This window comes from Nocardiopsis nanhaiensis, assembly GCF_054778635.1.
The window spans coordinates 1-19,060 of sequence record NZ_BAAGZJ010000005.1 but is presented as its reverse complement, the minus strand read 5'-3'; the positions used below and the strand labels follow the sequence as shown (position 1 = coordinate 19,060).

General features: G+C 68.4%; 16 protein-coding genes and 1 pseudogene. 6 read left to right on the top strand and 11 right to left on the bottom strand.

Annotated elements, in window-relative coordinates; translation table 11 throughout:
• Window positions 1-2 precede the first annotated feature (2 nt).
• The 3 genes from ACYVD1_RS03415 to ACYVD1_RS03405 all read left to right on the top strand — a co-directional run bounded on the left by ACYVD1_RS03415 (window position 3) and on the right by ACYVD1_RS03405 (window position 1,880).
• Window positions 3-350 carry a VOC family protein gene (locus ACYVD1_RS03415; protein ID WP_460767541.1) on the top strand — a complete coding sequence of 116 codons (348 nt, stop codon included), beginning with the start codon at window positions 3-5 and terminating at the stop codon, window positions 348-350.
• Between the two features lie 132 nt (window positions 351-482).
• On the top strand, window positions 483-818 hold the full coding sequence (locus ACYVD1_RS03410; protein ID WP_460767538.1) for a GNAT family N-acetyltransferase: 336 nt from the start codon (window positions 483-485) through the stop codon (window positions 816-818).
• Between the two features lie 276 nt (window positions 819-1,094).
• On the top strand, window positions 1,095-1,880 hold the full coding sequence (locus tag ACYVD1_RS03405; RefSeq protein ID WP_460767536.1) for a DeoR/GlpR family DNA-binding transcription regulator: 786 nt from the start codon (window positions 1,095-1,097) through the stop codon (window positions 1,878-1,880).
• A 4-nt stretch (window positions 1,881-1,884) separates the two neighbouring features.
• Here the strand turns inward: ACYVD1_RS03405 and ACYVD1_RS03400 are convergent, their stop codons facing one another.
• From ACYVD1_RS03400 to ACYVD1_RS03375, 6 genes are all read right to left on the bottom strand, one after another.
• Window positions 1,885-2,739 carry a class II fructose-bisphosphate aldolase gene (locus ACYVD1_RS03400; protein ID WP_460767533.1) on the bottom strand — a complete coding sequence of 285 codons (855 nt, stop codon included), beginning with the start codon at window positions 2,737-2,739 and terminating at the stop codon, window positions 1,885-1,887.
• Between the two features lie 12 nt (window positions 2,740-2,751).
• On the bottom strand, window positions 2,752-3,690 hold the full coding sequence (locus ACYVD1_RS03395; protein WP_460767530.1) for a 1-phosphofructokinase family hexose kinase: 939 nt from the start codon (window positions 3,688-3,690) through the stop codon (window positions 2,752-2,754).
• Window positions 3,687-4,643: an ROK family protein gene (locus ACYVD1_RS03390; RefSeq protein ID WP_460767527.1), complete on the bottom strand. Its 957-nt coding sequence runs from the start codon at window positions 4,641-4,643 to the stop codon at window positions 3,687-3,689. Before ACYVD1_RS03390 ends, ACYVD1_RS03395 begins: the two co-directional genes overlap by 4 nt.
• A 3-nt stretch (window positions 4,644-4,646) precedes the next feature.
• The gene (locus ACYVD1_RS03385; RefSeq protein ID WP_460767524.1) at window positions 4,647-5,531 is read right to left on the bottom strand and encodes an SIS domain-containing protein; all 885 of its coding nucleotides are present in this window, start codon (window positions 5,529-5,531) and stop codon (window positions 4,647-4,649) included.
• Between the two features lie 135 nt (window positions 5,532-5,666).
• Window positions 5,667-7,460: a glycoside hydrolase family 35 protein gene (locus ACYVD1_RS03380; protein ID WP_460767521.1), complete on the bottom strand. Its 1,794-nt coding sequence runs from the start codon at window positions 7,458-7,460 to the stop codon at window positions 5,667-5,669.
• Between the two features lie 110 nt (window positions 7,461-7,570).
• The gene (locus tag ACYVD1_RS03375) at window positions 7,571-10,597 is read right to left on the bottom strand and encodes an endo-alpha-N-acetylgalactosaminidase family protein (protein WP_460767518.1); all 3,027 of its coding nucleotides are present in this window, start codon (window positions 10,595-10,597) and stop codon (window positions 7,571-7,573) included.
• 359 nt (window positions 10,598-10,956) lie between these two features.
• On the opposite strand from ACYVD1_RS03375, the gene ACYVD1_RS03370 reads away from it, so the two are divergent.
• The 3 genes from ACYVD1_RS03370 (at window position 10,957) to ACYVD1_RS03360 (ending at window position 14,246) form a co-directional block, all read left to right on the top strand.
• Window positions 10,957-12,267: an ABC transporter substrate-binding protein gene (locus ACYVD1_RS03370; RefSeq protein ID WP_460767515.1), complete on the top strand. Its 1,311-nt coding sequence runs from the start codon at window positions 10,957-10,959 to the stop codon at window positions 12,265-12,267.
• A 129-nt stretch (window positions 12,268-12,396) separates the two neighbouring features.
• The gene (locus ACYVD1_RS03365; protein WP_460767512.1) at window positions 12,397-13,335 is read left to right on the top strand and encodes a carbohydrate ABC transporter permease; all 939 of its coding nucleotides are present in this window, start codon (window positions 12,397-12,399) and stop codon (window positions 13,333-13,335) included.
• 2 nt (window positions 13,336-13,337) lie between these two features.
• Window positions 13,338-14,246, top strand: coding sequence for a carbohydrate ABC transporter permease (locus tag ACYVD1_RS03360; protein WP_460767508.1), 909 nt, complete (start codon window positions 13,338-13,340; stop codon window positions 14,244-14,246).
• A 319-nt stretch (window positions 14,247-14,565) separates the two neighbouring features.
• Here ACYVD1_RS03360 and ACYVD1_RS03355 read toward each other — a convergent pair whose 3' ends face one another.
• From ACYVD1_RS03355 to ACYVD1_RS03335, 5 genes and pseudogenes are all read right to left on the bottom strand, one after another.
• Window positions 14,566-15,129: a hypothetical protein gene (locus ACYVD1_RS03355; RefSeq protein ID WP_460767505.1), complete on the bottom strand. Its 564-nt coding sequence runs from the start codon at window positions 15,127-15,129 to the stop codon at window positions 14,566-14,568.
• A 176-nt stretch (window positions 15,130-15,305) separates the two neighbouring features.
• Window positions 15,306-16,520, bottom strand: a complete 1,215-nt coding sequence (gene fahA, locus ACYVD1_RS03350) for a fumarylacetoacetase (protein ID WP_460767502.1) — start codon at window positions 16,518-16,520, stop codon at window positions 15,306-15,308.
• A gap of 40 nt (window positions 16,521-16,560) precedes the next feature.
• Window positions 16,561-17,451: a hypothetical protein gene (locus ACYVD1_RS03345; protein ID WP_460767500.1), complete on the bottom strand. Its 891-nt coding sequence runs from the start codon at window positions 17,449-17,451 to the stop codon at window positions 16,561-16,563.
• Complete coding sequence (locus ACYVD1_RS03340; RefSeq protein ID WP_460767497.1) at window positions 17,448-18,653, bottom strand: cupin domain-containing protein; 1,206 nt, start codon at window positions 18,651-18,653, stop codon at window positions 17,448-17,450. The genes ACYVD1_RS03345 and ACYVD1_RS03340 overlap by 4 nt, the downstream gene beginning before the upstream one ends.
• Before the next feature lie 25 nt (window positions 18,654-18,678).
• Window positions 18,679-19,060, bottom strand: a pseudogene (locus ACYVD1_RS03335) (FAD-dependent monooxygenase); the annotation flags it as partial.

Below are 19,060 nucleotides of genomic sequence, written 5' to 3'. Positions count from 1 at the left end.
CCATGTCCATCCGCCGGGTCATGCCCGATATCCGTTCCGAGGCCATGGAGGAGAGCCAGGAATTCTACGGCCTGCTGGGGTTCGAGACCGTCATGAACCTCGGGTGGGTCATGACGCTCGCCTCACCCGCCAATCCCACGGCACAGGTCACGTTCATGAGCGAGGACGAGTCCGCCCCTGTCGTACCCGACATGAGCGTCGAGGTAGACGACGTGGACGCCGTCTACGCGGTCATGCGGGAGAAGGGTGCGGAGATCGTGCACCCGTTGCAGGACGAGGAGTGGGGCGTGCGCCGGTTTTTCGTGCGCGACCCCAACGGGCAGGTGGTCAACGTGCTGAGCCACCGGTGAGCCCTTCCGGGTGTCGATACAGGCCAACGGCCACGTCCTGAGGCTCCATGGTGTCGATACTCCAGAGCCCGGGGGGCTGGGATCACCCTTCCAGCCAGGCATTTATGGGAGTCCGACGTTTAAGGTCGGCCCATGAGCGACGTCGAACACCTGATACGCACGGCCGCACCTGCCGGCGTAGAGCGCCTGAATCCGGTCGATCCGCTGCCTCCGACGCTGTGCGGGACCGAATTGGAGAGCATGCGCGTGGTGCCCGACGCGCGCGGCGGCGGGGTGGGTTCAGCACTGGTCCGCTGCTTCCTGGACTGGACGGCCGGGCGCGGCGTGAACGAGGTGCGGGTGCGGGCGTTCGCGGCCAGCGCCCGGGCCCTGGAGTTCTACCACCGATGGGGGTTCGTCTCCACCCGCATGGACCTGGCCCTACGTTCCGGGGTCCTGCGTGGGGCAGCTGCTCCCCAGCGCTTCTGAGAATCCCCGAGAAAGACTCTCCCGGAGTTTCTGGGCGGCGGGATGTCCCGGACCGAACCAGCCGGCGGTCGGCCTCAGATTACGGCAATACAGAAGAGGAAATGTATGATGGGATCGCGAACTATTAAGCTCGATATCGTCGCCTCCCGACCTGCTCGGCGCTCCACCCCCGCCTGGGATATAATCGCCCCGACCCGTAACTCATTCGAGAGTCGCCTGAACGATCAGTGATTCCCGTCGACACAGGATCACCAGAACACAGAGAACGGAACTATCTTGGATCGAGAAGACCGCCTGTCGCGACTGATCGACTACATTGTCGCGGAGGGTTCGGTGAGAATCGAGGAGATCACCGAGAAGTTCGGTGTCTCCATGCCCACCGCCAGGAGGGACCTGGATGCACTCGCTTCCCAGCAGCTCATCGTGCGGACCCGCGGCGGGGCGATGGCCAACAGCAGCTCCGGCGATATCCCGTTGCGTTATCGCACCTCACGCCAGTGGCGTGAGAAGAACACGATCGCCCGCAAGGTCGCGGAGATGGTCGAGCCGGGCAGCATCATCGCGTTCAACGGCGGCACCACGACCACGGCCGCCGCGTTCGAGGTGGGGATCCGCGCGGCCGCCGAGGAGCGGTTCGCGGATTCGGAGACGACCGTGGTCACCAACGCGGTCAATATCGCCAACGACCTCATCGTGCGGCCTCAATTGCGCATCGTGGTACTCGGCGGAGTGGCCAGAATGCGTTCCTACGAGCTCACCGGACCACTGACCTCCCTCATTCTTCCGGAAATTACGATCAACACGCTTTTCCTCGGGGTCACCTCGATCGACCTACAGAACGGCTTGTTCACCCATGACGAGGGCGAGGCCGCGATCAACGCCGCCCTGGCGAAAACAGCCCGGCGCGTGATCGTGGTCGCGGATTCGACGAAGTTTCACACCACGTCCTTCGCGAGGATCTGTGAGCTCGACGCCGTCGATGCTCTGGTCACTGACTCCGGTGTGGAATCCGCAACCGTGCGGGAACTCGAAAAGCGCGGCATCGAAGTCGTCACCGCTTGAGCGGTCAGGCCCGCTCCTCCCCGTCCGCGGCGATGACCCGCAGCATCCGCTCGGTGGCCGCCGTCATCGCGGCCCGTCCCGCCCCGAGGTACTTGCGCGGATCCACCAGGTCGGGGTCGTCGCCCAGCCGCTCACGGACCGCTCCGGTGAAGGCGCCGTTGAGGTAGGTGGAGACGTTCACCTTGACGATCCCGGACCGGATCGCGTCGCGGATTCCCCGGTCCGGCACCCCGGATGAACCGTGGAGGACCAGCGGTACCGGCACCGCCTCGCGAAGTTCTCCGATGAGCTCGTTGTCGAGCGCGGCCTCGCGCCGGGTCATCGCGTGGGCGGAGCCGACCGCCACTGCCAGGGCGTCCATTCCGGTTTCGCGCACGAAATCGGCGGCCTCGCCGGGGTCGGTGCGCACCCCCGGTGTGTGGGCACCGTTCTTGCCGCCGATCTCGCCGAGTTCGGCCTCGACGACGGCGCCCGCCCGGTGCGCGTACTCCACCACGTCCCGTGTGGTGGCCACGTTTTCCTCGTAGGGCAGGGCCGCGCCGTCGTACATGACCGAACCGAACCCGAAGTCGACCGCGGCGCGTGCGAGTCCGGCGTCCTCGGCGTGGTCGAGGTGGAGGGCGAGGGTCGCGGTCGACTCGTCCGCGAGCTTGGCGACCGCTGCGGCCAGCGGCTCCAGGCGGCCTTGGTGGTAGGTGACGCAGTTCTGGGAGATCTGGAGGATGAGGGGGAGGGCGCTCGACTCCGCGGCGCCGACGAGTGCTTGCGCCGTCTCCAGGTTGAGGACGTTGAAGGCCCCCACGCCGACGCCGCGGCTACCGGCGTCAGCGAGGAGGTTGGCTGTCGGGGAAAGTGGCACGGGTCCCTCTTTTCAGATCTCGGAGACGACGACCTCGTGGCGGAGGTCCGGGTAGCTCTCGTGGAGTGTTCCGGCGAGCGGGGCGAGCACCGCGGCGGCGGACCAGGCGACCGCGCGGCGCAGTACCTCGGGAAGTTCTGCGCGGGTGACGCAGGTCGCGATGGCGGCGACGGCGGCGTCACCCGCTCCGGTGGGGTTTCCTTGCAGGGTGCGTCCCAAGCGGGCGTGCAGTACGGCGGCGGTCCGGGCGGCGGGAACGGCGAGCATCCCTTCGTCGCCGAGCGAGACGATCACGAGGCCCGCACCCTCGCTCTGCAGGGTTCGGGCGCCCGTGACCGGGTCGGTGGCCCCGGTCGCCGCGCGCAGCTCGTCGAGGTTCGGTTTGAGGGTGTGCGCTCCGGCACGGGCCGCCGACACGAGGGCGCGGCCGTTGACGTCGGCGATGACGCGGGCACCCGCACCGTGTCCGAGGCCGACGATCTCGGAGACGAGGTTCTCGGGATGTGCGGGCGGGAGCGACCCGCTCAGAACCAGAGCGTCCGCCTTGTGGGCGTTCCGCTTGACCAGGTCGATGAGCTGCCGCCACTCGGCGTCCGTTCGTTCGGGCCCGGACTCCGTGACCATGGAGGTGCGCCCGGTTTCGGATTCCACGAGGGCGTAGGTGCGCCTCGTGACCCCCGCGCATGGCAGGAGTTCGGTCGCCGGTCCCTGGCCGACGCCGGTCTCCGATCCTTGGCTGAGGTCGGCGGCGAACCAGGCGGCGTCGTCGTGGCCGACGGGGGCGATGGCCCGGGTGGTGAACCCGGTCTGGGAGAGGACCCGCGCCACGTTCAGGCCCTTGCCGCCCGCGCGCTGGCGTGCCGGTGGCACCACGTGGGTGGTTCCGGGAGCGAACACCGGTGTGGTGATGGTGAGGTCGATCGCCGGGTTGGGGGTGATGGTGAGGATCATCCGTGTGGCCCGCCCGCCTGTTCCACACCGCGGAGATCGCCTTCCCTCGCGCCGACGGCGGCGCCGATGACGCCGGCGTCCTCGCCGAGGAACGCTCGCAGGAGCGGGGTGGGCCGGAGCCGGAAGCGCTCGTTCAGGCGTTCCTGGAGGGGCACGAACAGGGCGTCGCCCGCTTCGGAGAGGCCACCGCCGATGACGATCGCCTGCGGCGCGATCACGGCGCTGAGGTGCGATATCCCCAAGGCGAGCGCGTCGATCGCCGACGACCAGATCCTCTGTGCCGTTGGGTTGCCGGACTGGGCGCGTTCGAGGACGTCCCTGGCGCCTGCGACGGGGGTTCCGGACGCGTCGCGGTAGCGGCGTGCGATCGCGGCCGCGGACGCTGTGGCCTCCAGGCAACCGCGGTTCCCGCACAGGCAGGGCTCTCCGGCCGGGTCGACGACGGCGTGGCCGATCTCCCCGGCGTATCCGCCGGAGACACGGGGTGTGCCGTCGACGATGACAGCGGCGGCGATCCCGGTCCCCAGGGTGATGACGGCGACGTCACGCAGGCCGGTGGCCGCGCCGAGGCGTAGTTCGGCCAGGGCCGCCGCGCGTACGTCATGGGACACGGTGCTCGGGAGTTGGAGGCGTTCCGGCACGAGGGACCGGAAGTCGACGTCGTGCCAGTCCAGGTTCTCCGACCAGACCCCGATCCCGCGCTCTTCGTCGAAGATCCCGGGCAGGGCCACCCCGGCGGCCGTCACCCGGTCGGCACCCGGGATGGTCGAGGCCGTGGCGGAGACGGCGTCCAGGATGTCCCTCGGGGTGTCGGGGGTTCCCGACGGGGTCCGGATGCGCACGGGCGGGAAGACGCGGCCGGTCTCGTCCACCACGCTGACCTTCGTGACGGTCCCGCCCACATCGGCGGCCAGAACCGGTGCGCCTTCTCCGAGGGTGACGTGGTTCGCCATGGGTCACTGCTCGTTGAGGACGACGGAGCGGGTGAGCCCCCGGGGACGGTCGGGGTCGAGCCCGTTGCGTTTGGCGAGGGCCACGGCGAAGCGCTGTGCGACGATCAGGCTCGCCATCGCGTCGAATCCGTGGTGGACGAAGGTCGCGCCGGTGCCGGACACCTCGTCCGCGAGTCCTGCGGGGGTTTCGCCGAGCGCCCACACGAGTCGGCCCGGCTGGGCGATGGCGACGGGGCCGTGGCGGTAGTCCATGGCCGGGTAGGACTCGGCCCAGAACTGGGCGGCCTCGCGGGTCTTCAGCGCGGCTTCGGAGGCCAGGCCGACGCTCCAGCCGCGGCCCAGGAAGGTGACCTGCTCGGCGTCCAGGAGCGGGGACAGATCGGTTTCCAGGGCGCGCAGTCCGTCTTCGGCCACCTCGTCGATGTCCTCGCCGAGGTGGCTTCTGAGCAGTGCCAGCGTCGACGTCGCGAAGCGCGTCTGCACGACGGACTGCTCGTCGGCGAACGACAGCACGATCGTCTCGTCGGCCAGGCTTGCGGCGGGAGAGTCGTGGACGCCGGTGATGAGCAGTCTGGGGACCCCGTCGAGAGCGCGGAGGAAGTCGATGATCTCCGTGGTCGTTCCGGACCGCGAGATCGCCACGACCCCGTCGTAGTGGCGCCCGGTGGGAAATTCTGAGGCCGTGAAGGAGTCGGTGACCCCCGCGCCGCGCGCTTCGCGCAACGCCGCGTAGCTCTGGGCGACGAACCAGCTCGTGCCGCAGCCGACGGCGGCGACGCGCTGTCCGCTTCGGGGGAGTCGGCCCTCGACCTCCGGAAGGAGCGCGGAGGCTCGCTGCCATAGCTCGGGCTGGGACGCGATCTCTACATCGACGAAGGTGCCTGGCATGGATCCCACTTCTCTCGACAGCACGACGTCACCATAAGATGACGCTATCTGACTCTAATGTAGAAAACCAATCAAAATCAATCACATCATCGTATCTGCAATCGTGCCTCCCCACAGGGTCTGCTCAGCGGTGGCTCACAGGGTCTCGACGTACTCCTCGATCGGCCCGAGCTCGGGCCTGTCGCGCAGCTCGATCTCGTTGCCCCGGTGCTCCAGTTCGAGCACCGCGATATCGTTGTCACCCGCTCTGAGCAGGGGTTCGGGCACGTATAGGGTCCGCTGCGGCCCAACCTCCCAGTACCGGCCCAGAAGAAACCCGTTAACCCACAGGAACCCCTTCCCAAACCCGGGGAGGGCGAGGTGTGCGTTGGCCGGGGCGTCCAAACGGACGGTCGCGAACGCGAAACCGGCATTCGAAGGCTCCGAGTCCGTGGTCCCGGAGGCCGCCTCGCGGTCCCAGATGTGGAGGGGACACTCCGAGACCCGCCACCGCTGGATCATCCGGCGTTCGACGAGCACGGGACCGACGAGCCCCTTGCGCTCACCCAGACGGGGACCGTAGTTGATCTGCCCGAGACTCTCCACAACCAGGGTCAGCCGGTGGGAGCCCCCGCTCCCCCGCACCATCACCGAACCCGAACCGGTGACAGCGCCAGCGAACGCGCCATCGACGTACACCAGGGAACGGTCCCTGACCTCGTGGAACACCAAGGCGACCTCGTGCGCGGGCAGAAGCACATCGGTTTCGTACCGGGCAAGGGCACTGTCGAAGCCGAGCTCCTCGAAGGACCCGGTCGAGAACACCGCACTGGGTGGGGAACAGAGCGCCGCCAGCCCCGGCAGGAGACGGGCACCGGCCCGCACCGGAACAGTCGCGGGGGCGACCATCACCGGCTGCTCCGAACGCACCTCCCCGCGCGCTCCCAGCACCCTGCGCATCTCGTGGAACTTCTTCGTCAGTGTCCCGTCCTCGGCCACCGGCGCGTCAGAGTCGTAGCTGGTCACGGTCGGCCGCAGCTCCCCGTCCACCTCGTTGGCTCCCGCCCAGGTACCGAAATTGGTGCCGCCATGGGCCATATAGAGGCTCACGTTGCCGGAGCCGGCCACGATCCCGGCCAGTGTCTCGGCGGCATCGGCGGCGTCACGGACATGGTGGGGGTGCCCCCAGTGGTCGAACCAGCCGTTCCAGAACTCCCCGCAGAAGAAGGGTTCACCGGGCCTGCGCTGATCGGCGACGGCCCGTGCGGCACCTGGCCGCGACCCGAAGTTCAACGCCATGACGGCTCCGTCGACGGTCCCCGTGTCGAGCATGAGGTCCGTCGGGCCGTCGGCCGTGTAGAGGAGTTCGGAGATGCCCCCGCGAACGAGGAGGTCGCGGATGGCCGGCACGTAGTCGGGATCGTCGCCAAAGCTGCCGTACTCGTTCTCGACCTGCACCGCGACGACCGGCCCCCCGCGGTGGGCCTGGAGGTCGGCGATGACGGGGAGCAGGTAGTCGAACCAGGTAGCCACGGGTTCGAGGAACGACCTGTCACCGGTGCGGAGTGAGGTGTGTCCGGCCGTCAGCCACGTCGGCAACCCCCCGTTCGCCCACTCCGCGCAGATGTAGGGACCGGGGCGCACGATCGCGTCCAGGCCCACGTCCGACGCGGTTTCGAGGAAGCGCCGGAGATCCCGCCACCCGGTGAAATCCGGGACCGCGTCACTGCGCGGCTGGTGGAAGTTCCACGCGACATACGTGTCGACCGTGTTGAGCCCGAGGTCGACCAACCTCAGCAGTCGGTCGCGCCACTGGTCGGGGTGCACCCGGAAGTAGTGCATCGAGCCGGCGAGGATCCGATGGGGTTCGCCGTTGCGCAGGAAACGCCCGTCACGGAAGGTGAGGACGGCGGCGTCCGCATCTGCGGTGCGGGCTGGCTGGCTTTCCATTCGACTCCTAGCAGTTCAGCGGGCCCGGCAGGCCGCGCCCCCGGTTTCCGTGTACGGAGGCCGCGGGGAGCGGTGCGGCCCGGCGGGCGGGCGGGCCGCACCGCGGCGGTCTACTCTTCGCAGGCCACTGTCTCCTCCGACGGCCCGATGTCCTCGACGGCGAAGTTGTCGAGGACGAAGGAGGCGTCGTCGGACCCGGTGCGTTCCAGTCCGACCCAGACCGGGCCGCAGTCCCCGATGGACAAGGTCTGCTCGAAGCGCTCCGTCTCCAGTTGCTCAGCGAGCGGCTCCGAGCCCCGCACGGTCTGCCCGTCCTCAGCGTCGTCGTAGCCGTGTACCCACGCGTACGCATCGGCGCGGGTGGACTGGTAGTCGAAGCTGACGCGGTAGTCCCGCCCGGGTTCCAGCGGAACGGTGGCGGGGATGGTCCGGTAGACCAACCCGCTTCCCTCGTTGTGGCTCTTCAGCGACCAGGTACCGTCCAGCACGTCGTCGTACTGGTTATCGTTCCAGCCCGCCTGCGTATACGGCTCGTTGCGCTCGGACAGGTGCGTACGGGCATCGCTGTAGCCGCCGGCGTCACCGTTGACGAAGGGGCCCCAGCCCTGGTCGACGTTCTCGAAGTCCTCGTTCACCACGTCCTCGCCCGGGGAGTGCTCGGTGGCGACCACACGGACGTCGTCCACGCGTACTTCCGCGTCACCGGCCTCCGCGCCGATGGAGACCGTGGGGCGGGCTCCTCCTTCGGGGACGTCCACCAGCACGCGCACCTTTTGGAAGTGTGTTCCGTGCTTCTCGTCCGCGCCGACGTAGTTGTGCGCCCCGGAACGGTCGATGGTGTTGGAGTCGCCCGTACCGCCGGGTACCGACGCGCTGACGGTGGTCTCACGGGTCTTGCCGGGCTCGACCTCCAACCACGCGCTCACCGAATAGGTCCCCTCGGGGAGTTCGCCGAGCTCCTGAGAGATGGCGGATTCGTCCGGCCCGAAGGAGACGATCCGGTGCCCGTCGTCGGTCACGTCGTTCTGCGCGTCGCCGACGGGGTTCCACGCGTCCAAGTCCCCGGCGTTGAAACCTGGGTCGTCCACGGAGGTACCAGCCCCCCAGTCGGGGTCGCCGGGAACCTGGGTGCTGTCCGGGTCCGCGACGAGGACGTAGGGCTGCCCCGCGTCGGCGGAGACGCTCACCTCGCCGTCCACCACCTCCAGCTCTTCGACCATGTCCCGACCGTTGTCGGTCAGTTCGTACTGGTACAGGACCTCGGAGTCGGCGAAGTCGTCGGTGAGCGTCCAGCTGGACGTGCCGCCCTCCGCTGAGTGGTGGTACAGCCGGTCAGGTTCGGTCGGGTCCCACGGAAGCAGGTAGGTGTCACCGTCCAGCACGGTGGTGCCCCCGGCGGTGATGACCCGGTCCTCTTCCGAGGTTCCTTCCACCCGAACGTCGCCGTCCAGCTGGATGGCCTCGTCGCCCCACCTCATGATGTCGAAGTGCTGGAGGTACTTGGTGGCGAGGTTGTTCTCCCAGACGTTGGCGACGAAGGCGTTCCAGTCCGTGCCCTGGGACCAGCCCTCGAACTCCACGACCTGGGCGTTGCCGAGCAGCGGATGCGGGTTCCACACGTCCCTGTTGGTGTTGTGCGCCATCCGGATGATCTCGGAGTTGATGCCCTTGTTGTCCGGTCCGCCGTAGTCTTCGTCGCTGGCCCAGTGGGACCAGGTGCTGTGCCGGTCGAAGGTGTAGGACCACTCGGTGGTGACGGTGAAGTCGTTGGCGATGAGTTCGCGCTGGATCTGGTCGGCGAGCCAGCCGAACTCGTAGTAGACGTCCACGTAGACCATCGACAGGTTGTCGTGGGTCTCCTCGTTCAGCTGCTCGATCCGAGAGGCCAGGTGGCCGGAGTTCAGATCGTGGTACTGGTCGATGTAGTACGACTGGTCGAGCCAGCTCCAGCCGAGGTCGTCCTGGTCGACGAAGTCATCGGAGAAGGAGTTCGCTTCCGGATAGGCTTCGGTCGCGTTGATGTGCACCCCGAACCCGGCGTTCCACTCGTCCCCCTCGGCCAGGAGGTGGTTGAGGTCCTCCAGGCCGCCGGCGCGTTCGTTGTAGTTGCCTCCGTAGTCGGTGTTGGCGGAGTCGTGACCCTCGGAGGTGTACCCCTTGAGCAGGGCCATCTGTCCCAGGCCGTCGGTCGCGAGCGAGATCCGCTTGGCGTCGTCCAGGGTCCGCAGGAACGGATGGGTCGCCTGGCTGGCGAAGTTGAACGGAATGTGCGTGATCACCTGGCCGGGTACCTCCTCGCCCCCGTAGGGCTGGACCGCGATGTCGCGCAGCGCGATCGCACCGTCCTGCCAGTCGACGCGGTCGTCGTCGTTGGCGTCGGAGGTGATGGCCACCCGCGCCCAGGGCAGTTCTTCGGTGTGCTCTGACCCCTGGCCGCGGTGGGTCCACTGGCCGCTGGATATACCGATCCGGACGTCGTCGCCGTCGGCACGCGCCTGCCGCTGGAAGCGGTTGGACTCCCGGTGGGCCATGTCGGAGTCGTCGTAGATGGAGTTGGTCTCCAGGGCGGCGGCGAGGTCGTCGGTGTGGGCCAGCGCGTAGGCGGAGCCCTGGGGTTCGTCGTCGATGCCGGTGTCTTCGGTGACCTCGATGAACTCGTCTCCGGTGACGTCGCGGTCCGGTGACAGGTCCGCCACGGCCACCTGTGCGCCCGGGTCCGCGGAGGAGACCGAGACCAGGTCGTGGTCGGGGATCTGCAGGTTCCGTACCGGGTTCTCCGCGGAATCCTCGAGCTGGGTCACCTCGAACGTGACCACGTTGTCGTCGACCCCCAGCCGTGCCCGGAACCGTACGCCGGCGAGCCCGGCCGGTTCCAGGACGTAGTCCACGTGGGAGCCGGTCTGCGTGTCCACGTCGACCGAGACAGAGTGCTCTTCCTCGTTGATCAGAACGGTGTCCATCGCCTCGGAGCTACCCGCCAAGGATGCTCCGGTGCCGAGGTCGGTGTACTGCACGACCTGCGGGAAGTCCGCGGACACCTCGACCTCGAGCACCTCGGAACCGATCGTGATGGGTTCGGGCGGGCCTGGGGAGGCGGACGCACCTCCGGCTCCCAGGGGGATACACAGGACACTCACTGCGACCACGGTCAGTAACCGACAGAGCCGGTAGCGGGTACTGGAAGCACGGTGCACGGCTGACTCTCCTCAGTGCGGGGGGGGCAAGAGTGGTAGGACACTATGATCGATTTCGCTCACTTGTCCACAGTTTCGCGCAGAAAACTTCATCATGGCCGTTCACGCGCACCCCGGAGTCCGCACCGGGAACCCACCCCGTGCGGAGCGCCCACTCGGGGCGGCCGCAGCCCGAAAGACGTAACAGATTGATTAATTATGATTGAAATTGGCAATTATCGATCGTAATGTTCCATCCACCTGACGCCGTCGCCAAGGCGTGGGCGCCTATCACGCAGAGCGACTCGAAGAGGAGAGTGGGCATGAGAACCTTCGCCCGATCCCGCACGGCCATGACCTGTGCCGTCTTAAGTTCCGGTGCACTGCTGCTCGCGGGATGCGGCAACGGGGCGGGCGGCGGGAGCTCGGACGGCGAGCCCCTCACCATCGCCTACCACCACCGCCTCCCCGACGGCGAAGGCATGACGCCGGTGAACGACATCGTGGCCCAGTGGAACGAGGAAAACCCCGGAATCCAGGTCGAGGCGACCAAGTTCGACGGCGACGCCAACGAGATGGCCCTGAAACTGGAGACCGACATCAACTCCGGTGTGGGGCCCTGCCTCGCACAGGTGGGCTACGGCGAAGTCCCCGACCTGTACGTAAAGGGTCTGCTCCAGGACGTGGGAGAAGAGGCGGACCGGTACGAGGACAACTACGCCGCCGGTGCGTACTCCCTGATGGACGTCGGGAACACGGTCGTCGGGCTGCCCCAGGACACCGGCCCGCTCGTCTACTTCTACAACGAGGCCGCCTTCGACGAACTCGGCGTCGAGGTCCCGACCACCCTCGACGAACTGAGCGAAGCCGCCTCGGAGGCCGCCACCGAAGACCAGTACGCCGTGGCGTTCACGCCTGACGAGGCCCAGTACTGGCTGTCCGGGCAGGCCGCCGCGGCCGGCGCCACCTGGTACGCACCCGACGGCGAGGAGTGGGCCGTCGACACGACCGGCGGAGGCACCGAGGTGGTGGCCGACTTCTGGCAGGAGCTGATCGACAACGATGAGACGCTCGTGCAGGAGCGGTGGGGTGACGGGTTCACCCAGGCCCTCACCGACGGTTCCCTCATCGGCCACATCGGCGGGGCGTGGGAAGCCGGTTTCCTCCTCGACCCCCTCGATGACACCGAAGCCGAAGGCCAGTGGCGCGTCGCGCAGCTGCCCAGCTTCGGCGATGGAGACGCCACCGGCCCCAACGGAGGTTCCGGCGTCGCGGTGACGGCGGACTGCGAGCACCCCGCCGAGGCCATGGAATTCAACGACTGGTTCAACACCCAGGTCGACGACCTGGCCACCCAAGGCCTCGTCGTCGCCGCCGACAGCACGCCGTCAACGCCCGAGAAAATGACGCGGCAGTTCGGCGGCCAGGACGTCCTCGAGGAACTGAACACCGCGAACGACGCCCTCACCCCTGACTTCGTGTACGCGCCCGGCTTTTCCACCCTTTCGGAGATCAACAGCACGGCATCACACGCCGGCGACGGATCGGTACCGGTCGCGGAGGTCTTCGACACCGCACAGACGACGAGCGTCGAAGCGCTCGAGAACCTCGGCCTTTCCGTAGCCGACAGCTAGACAGAGTCAGGGAACTACCGGCGTGCGGGTTCGGTCGACAGGCCGGACAGGAATCGCCCCGGCACCACTGCGGCCGTTCCGGGAGTAGCGAACCCCGCTTCTCCTGGAACGGCCCGGAGAAGAGAGTCCATGCCAGTCACCCCTCGAGCGCAGCGCGAAAGACCGCGCCGCGGCCCAAAGATCAACCGGCAGGGCATCACGGGTTTCCTGTTCCTGACCCCATTCCTCGCCCTGTTCGTCGTCGTGTTCCTCATCCCGATCATCGTCTCGATTCGCTCCGCGCTCTTCGCGCAGGTACCCACCGGTGACGGGCTGTACGGAGGCGGCGAGCTCGTCGACCAATTCGTCGGCCTCGACAACATCGTCGCGGCAGCAAAGGACAGTGCCTTCTGGTCCGGTATGGGCCGGGTCGCCCTGTTCGGGATGATCCAGATCCCGCTCATGATCGGCAGCGGACTGGTTCTGGCCCTTCTCCTGGATTCCTTCATCGTGCGCAGGGTCAGTTTCTTCCGCCTCGCGTTCTTCCTCCCCTACGCCATTCCCGGTGTCATCGCCGCGATGATGTGGGTGTACCTGTACACACCGCAACTGTCTCCCTTTATGGAATACCTGCCAGAGGGAACGGACTTCATGGCGCCCAACGTCATCCTGCTGTCGATGGCGAACATGACGACATGGACCTTCACCGGGTACAACATGCTGATCTTTCTCGCCGCGCTGCAAGCGGTACCGCGAGAGCTGTACGAAGCCGCCCGTATAGACGGGGCCACGGGACTCCAGATAGCGACGCACATCAAGATCCCGCTCATGCGCGGGGCCGCACTGCTCGCCATTCTGCTCTCGATCATCGGGACCGTACAGCTCTTCAACGAGCCGGTCATCATGCAGACCGTCAACCAGTGGATGGGCCATGACTACACCCCGATGATGCTCGCATACAACAGCCTCATGGGACAGGTCACCCCCTCAGGGAGCGGACCGGCGTCAGCCGTCTCGCTGTTGATGGCCGTCATCGCCGGCGCCCTCGCCGGCATCTACGCATTCGCGCAACGACGGAAGGGCGACTGACCTTGTCCGCCACGGCCACTCGCACAGAGCTCAGATCACGTCGGCGCAAGGCGAGTCCGGAGCTCCCTCCGGCGTCGTTCGCCCCGTCCCCGCTCGCCCGCGTCACCGGCACTTTGGTCCTCACCATCGCGTGCCTGTACTTCCTCACACCCGTGTTCTGGCTGGTTGTCGCGTCGACCAAGAGCAACGCCGACCTCGCGTCGACTTTCGGTTTCTGGTTCGCCGACAACAACCTCGTCGACAACTACGAGAGCCTCATGCACTGGTCCCAGGGCCTGTTCTGGCGCTGGGTCGCCAATTCGATCCTGTATTCCGGGGCAGCCGGTCTGATCGGAACGCTCTTTTCGATCATGGCGGGATACGGCATCGCCAAGTTCGACTTCCCGGGAAAAAGGATCTTCGTCGGAATGATCATGGGCGGGCTACTCATGCCCATCGCCCTCCTGACCGTTCCCCTTTACATCGAGTTCGACGCGGTGGGGCTCACGAACACCATCTGGGCTGTCATCATCCCGTCCGCGGCTTCCCCGTTCGGCGTGTTCCTCGGCATCATCTTCGCCAGGAGTTCGATACCGACCGAGCTGATCGAGGCAGCCAGAATCGACGGCGCCGGTGAAGTGCGGATCTTCTTCACCGTTGTGCTCCGGCTGCTCGGTCCCGCGATGGTGACGATCTTCCTCTTCATCTTCGTGGCCACCTGGAACAACTTCCTGCTTCCGTTGCTCATGGTGTCCTCCCCCGAACTGAAACCCGTCACCCTGGGCCTGTACGGGATGATGAGCTACTTCTCCCCCGACAAGGGCGCGGTCATGTTGGGTGCGCTCCTGGGAATCGTCCCCCTCATCATCCTGTTCTTCGCGCTTCAGCGATACTGGCGTTCAGGCCTCGCAGCGGGCGCCGTCAAGGGTTAGGAAGTGCTTCTTTGGTCCATTCCGGTCGGGTTCAGCGCGATGGCCCTTGCCATGAGCCGAATCCTGTAACGGGCCATAGGGCAAGTTCGGCGGGCGAAGTACTCGCCCGGGGCATGCCGAAGTGGCACTTGAACACCCGGCGGAACGCGCTGGTGTTGGTGTGGCCGCGTGGCCAAAACTGGGCGTTCCTCGATCAGGGCGAGTATCTGCCCGGGCGAGGTTGGTCTGGCTGCTGGTCCGCGCAGCCCGGAGACAGGCGGTCCAACCGCCGAGAAGCGAAGTCGGGGCCGACGTGGTCGGGCGTGCACGGTCGGCCTTCTCAAGGACTCAGTGAGTAGTGCGAGCCCCAGGCGATGACGAGGAAGGACAGCAGGGGAATCACGAACGCCGCCAGGTTGTACCTGGTCTGTTCCGGTGGCGGTTCCTCCTCCGGCGGCGGGCGGCGGTGCCCCTCGGCGAGGACCTGGTTCATCGCCCGCAGGGCGCGTTGGGCGGACGTGCCGTACAGCGCGCGGGCCAGCTTGGTGTCGGGGACGTTGGTGAAGCCGGGGACAGTGCGGCGTCGGCCGTCGGTCAGTACCAGCTGGATCCGGTATTCGGTCCCGATCTCCGCGACCCGGTGGTAGGGCACCACCGCCTCCGTGAGGAAGCCCCGCAACACGAAGCCCCGCGGGGTGAGGGCCACCCCCAGGCGGGACAGTTTGAAGGCGGCCCAGAAACACAGGGCGGCGCCCAACGAAACCGACGAGTAGAACAGCGGTCCCACCTCGCCCTGCTGGGCACGTGCGGCGAAGACCACCAGCACGAACAGGCCGAGCGCGAACATGATCACCAGCCCGCGGTCGGTGATGTAGGACTCGTTGAGCTCGACCGTGTCGGACACGGCGGAATCCTTCCTGTCGGGCGTCGTCACCCTGAGCCTTCCCGGAGGCGGCTCCGTCATGTGGGCGGTCGGGGTGACCCGGGTGGCGGCCCACCGGCGTGTGTCACCGACGAGCGCGCCGCCCAGGATCACTCCGGCTCGCTGGGGTCTGCGGGCCACACCGCCGCCCGTTTCCCCTACTTGGCCGGGAGGATCCTTCCGGTGACCTCGCCGAAGTCGATCCGCGCGCCGTCCGGCCCCGGCGCGGTCGCCGAGATGGTGACCTCGTCGCCGTCCTCCAGGAAGGTGCGCTCGGTGCCGTCGGGCAGCTTGATCGGTTCCTTCCCGGCCCAGGTCAGTTCCAGGAAGCAGCCCCGCTGGCCCGGTTCCGGGCCGCTCACGGTGCCCGACGCGTAGACGTCGCCGGTGCGCAGGGAGGCGCCGTTGACGGTCATGTGCGCGAGCTGCTGCGCCGCCGTCCAGTACATCTGGTCGAAGGGCGGGCTGGCGACCAGGTGCCCGTTGAGCCGGACCTCCAGGCGCAGGTCCAGGCCCCACGGCTGTGTCCCCCGGAGGTAGGGCAGCGGCTCGGGGTCCTGGGCGGGCTGCTCGACACGGGCCTGCTCCAAGGCGGAGACGGGGACGATCCACGGCGAGACGGAGGTGGCGAACGACTTGCCGAGGAACGGGCCGAGCGGCACGTACTCCCAGGCCTGGAGGTCGCGCGAGGACCAGTCGTTGAGCAGGAACACCCCGAACACGTGGTCGGCGAAGTCGTCCACCGCCACGCGGTCGCCCATGGCGCTGGGCGTGCCGACGACGAAGCCGACCTCGGCCTCGATGTCCAGGCGCGCGGAGGGGCCGAAGACGGGCGTGGACTCCGCCGGGGGTTTGCGCTGGCCTGTGGGGCGGACGATGTCGGTGCCCGAGGCCACGACGGTGCCCGCGCGGCCGTGGTAGCCGATGGGCAGGTGCTTCCAGTTGGGGGTGAGCGGCTCCTGGTCGGGGCGGAACATGCGGCCGACGTTCGTGGCGTGGTGCTCCGAGGAGTAGAAGTCCACGTAGTCGGCCACGGTGAACGGCAGGTGCAGCGACACCGAGGCGCGCTCCACCAGGTGGGGGCGGACGGCCTCCTCGTGGCCGGAGTCGGTGAACCAGGACGTGAGCGCCGCGCGGACCTGGTCCCATACGGGCCGCCCGGCCGCCAAGAGGCCGTCCAGGTTGGGCCCGGAGACGGCGTCGGCGAACGGCGCGCCGAGGGCGCGGGCGGCCGCGCCCAGGTCCAGAACGTGGTCGCCGATGGCCACGCCGGTGCGGGTGGCGGGGTCGGCCTCGGTGGAGAAGACCCCGTAGGGCAGGGTGGCCGGGCCGAACTGCGTGTCCGGGGCGATGTCGAGCCAGCTGTCGGGCATGGAGTGGAGCTTTCTGCGAGTGGGTTGCGCGTGCGTGCGGTCAGGCGGGGAGCGCCCCGAGGACGACGAGGTCCTCCAGGGGCTCGACGATGCTGCAGGTACCGAAGGAGCGGAAACGCGACCGGATCCCCTCCGCCTCGGTGGCGGTGAGTGCCGCTGCGCGGGCCGCCAGGGCGCGGCCGTCGCGGTCGGCGAGCACGTCGGCGGCGTCCGCGGCCCCGCCCCCGGTGGCCAGGGTGTGGGCGGCCAGCAGCACGTTGAGGAAACCGTGCTGTTCGAAGCCCTCGGCCGTGGTGTGCCGGATGGCGTGGTGCAGGCCGGCCGTGCACTTGAAGGGCACCCCGGCCCTGACCGCGGCGGCGAGGAGGGAGGCGAGTTCGGTCTCGGAGGGGTGGGCCTCGGCCCGTACCCCGCCGGGGCGGGACTCCGGGCTGGCACCGGTCCCGGCCAGGGCCTCGATGTCCGAGTCGGCCCGTTCCCCGCGGGCGACCTCCACGTAGGCGCCGGTGCCCTCCGGGAGGGTTTTCGCGAGGACGGCGGCGGTGCCGGCGGTCTGTCCGGGTGGGGCGGCCACCTCGACCCCGGACAGGCTCAGCGCGGGGCTGGCGCGGACCGCGTCCACCGCCGGGGCGACCCCGTCCGGCCCGCCGGGGACGGTGACTACCAGGGGCAGCAGAGCCTGGCCCTTGGTCGGGTCCTCTCCCCCGCTCCGGTCGCCGTGTTCGCGGGACGGCACTGCACCGTCCTCACGGGACAGCAGGGCGCGTAGCTCGCCCAGTCGGCCGTCGGAGACCAGGAACGGTCCCACGTAGGGCGCGCGGTTCGAGGCGCGGTGGGCCCGGTGGGCGGGCACGGCCTCGCCCATGGGCGCGTTGCCGGGCGGGAACAGCGCGGCGTCGTCGAACAGCTGGCGGTAGAGGACGTCGCTCACACTTGCCCCTGTCCCTTGGCCCAGGTCCAGGCGTACGAGCGGTCGTCGCTGGCGGTACCGCCCTCGCCTAGGTCGAGCGGGCGGAAGGTGTCGACCATGACGGCGAGCTCGTCGAAGGCCTCGGCGCCCACGCTGCGCTCGTAGGCTCCCGGTTGGGGGCCGTGCGAGTGGCCGCCGGGGTGCAGGGAGATGGAGCCCTGTCCGATGCCCGATCCCTTGCGGGCCTCGTAGTCGCCGCCGCAGTAGAACATGACCTCGTCCGAGTCCACGTTGGAGTGGTAGTACGGCACCGGGATGGCGCTGGGGTGGTAGTCGACCTTGCGCGGCACGAAGTTGCAGATGACGAAGTTGTGGCCCTCGAACACCTGGTGGACGGGCGGCGGCTGGTGGACGCGCCCGGTGATGGGCTGGAAGTCGTCGATGTTGAAGGCGTAGGGGTACAGGCAGCCGTCCCAGCCCACCACGTCGAAGGGGTGCGTGGGGTAGGTGTAGCGGGTGCCGGAGATCCCGCCGGGGCCGTCGCCGCGGTGCTTGATGAGCACGTCCACGTTCTCGCCCTCGGCGAGCAGGGGCTCGGTGGGTCCGCGCAGGTCGCGCTCGCAGTAGGGCGCGTGTTCCAGGAGCTGTCCGTAGCGGGACAGGTAGCGCTTGGGCGGCGCGATGTGGCTGTTGGCCTCCATCGCGTAGGCGCGCAGGGGTTCGTCTCCGGTGGGCACCCAGCGGTGGGTGGTGGCGCGCGGCAGAATGACGTAGTCGCCGCGGCCCACTTCCAGGGCCCCGAAGACCGTCTCCACGCGGGCGGTTCCGGACTCGATGTAGACACACTCGTCGCCGAGGCCGTTGCGGTACAGCTCCGAGGGCGCTCCGGCCACGACGTAGGAGATGCGTACGTCGTCGTTGCCGAGCACGAGGCGGCGCGACTCGACGACGTCGTTGGCCTTCCACTCCTGGCCCTGGAACAGGTCGTGGAGCTTGAGGTGGCGCGGCACCATCGGGGCGTTGCGCTTGCGGGACTGGTCGGGGACCTCCCACTCGGCGGCGTCGACGATCGCCGAGGGGATCGCGCGGTGGTAGAGCAGCGAGGAATCGGAGGAGAAGCCCTCCTCCCCCATCAGCTCCTCGTAGTAGAGGCCGCCTTCGGGGTTGTGGTGCTGGGTGTGGCGGGTGCGGGGCACCTCGCCGACCTGGCGGTAGTAGGCCATGTCCGGGTCCTCCTTCGTGGTCGGGTCAGGCTGGAACGGTGCTGGCTGTGTCGGTGGCCGGGTGACCGAGGGCGGCGCGGACCGCTCTGCGGACGGCATCCGGGTCGCTCCCGGGGACGACGGCGGCGACGTGGGCGTCGGGGCGTACCAGCCAGACCTGGCCGGGTTCCGGGGTCAGGGCGCGGCGCAGGGCACCGGTCGCGTCGATCTCGTCGATGTGGAGGGTGGTGACGGGGGCCGGTGTGGCCTCGGTGGCGGCGGTGTGCACGGCGTCGCGGAGGAGTGCGCCGTCGCTGCCCTCGGGGGCGGCGCCCACCAGCAGCGTCAGGCCCTCGCGCAGGAGCGGCCGGAGCCGGTCCAGGTCGGGGCGGTGGGGCAGGGCGGCGGGCCGGGCCTTCGCCGAGGAG

What these genes read in the sequence shown, in the direction of transcription:
- ACYVD1_RS03415 (WP_460767541.1), top strand. Translation starts at nt 3, where the DNA reads ATGTCCATCCGCCGGGTCATGCCCGATATCCGTTCCGAGGCCATGGAG.
- ACYVD1_RS03410 (WP_460767538.1), top strand. Translation starts at nt 483, where the DNA reads ATGAGCGACGTCGAACACCTGATACGCACGGCCGCACCTGCCGGCGTA.
- ACYVD1_RS03395 (WP_460767530.1), bottom strand. Translation starts at nt 3,690, where the DNA reads ATGATCCTCACCATCACCCCCAACCCGGCGATCGACCTCACCATCACC.
- ACYVD1_RS03390 (WP_460767527.1), bottom strand. Translation starts at nt 4,643, where the DNA reads ATGGCGAACCACGTCACCCTCGGAGAAGGCGCACCGGTTCTGGCCGCC.
- ACYVD1_RS03385 (WP_460767524.1), bottom strand. Translation starts at nt 5,531, where the DNA reads ATGCCAGGCACCTTCGTCGATGTAGAGATCGCGTCCCAGCCCGAGCTA.
- ACYVD1_RS03380 (WP_460767521.1), bottom strand. Translation starts at nt 7,460, where the DNA reads ATGGAAAGCCAGCCAGCCCGCACCGCAGATGCGGACGCCGCCGTCCTC.
- ACYVD1_RS03370 (WP_460767515.1), top strand. Translation starts at nt 10,957, where the DNA reads ATGAGAACCTTCGCCCGATCCCGCACGGCCATGACCTGTGCCGTCTTA.
- ACYVD1_RS03365 (WP_460767512.1), top strand. Translation starts at nt 12,397, where the DNA reads ATGCCAGTCACCCCTCGAGCGCAGCGCGAAAGACCGCGCCGCGGCCCA.
- fahA (WP_460767502.1), bottom strand. Translation starts at nt 16,520, where the DNA reads ATGCCCGACAGCTGGCTCGACATCGCCCCGGACACGCAGTTCGGCCCG.
- ACYVD1_RS03340 (WP_460767497.1), bottom strand. Translation starts at nt 18,653, where the DNA reads ATGGCCTACTACCGCCAGGTCGGCGAGGTGCCCCGCACCCGCCACACC.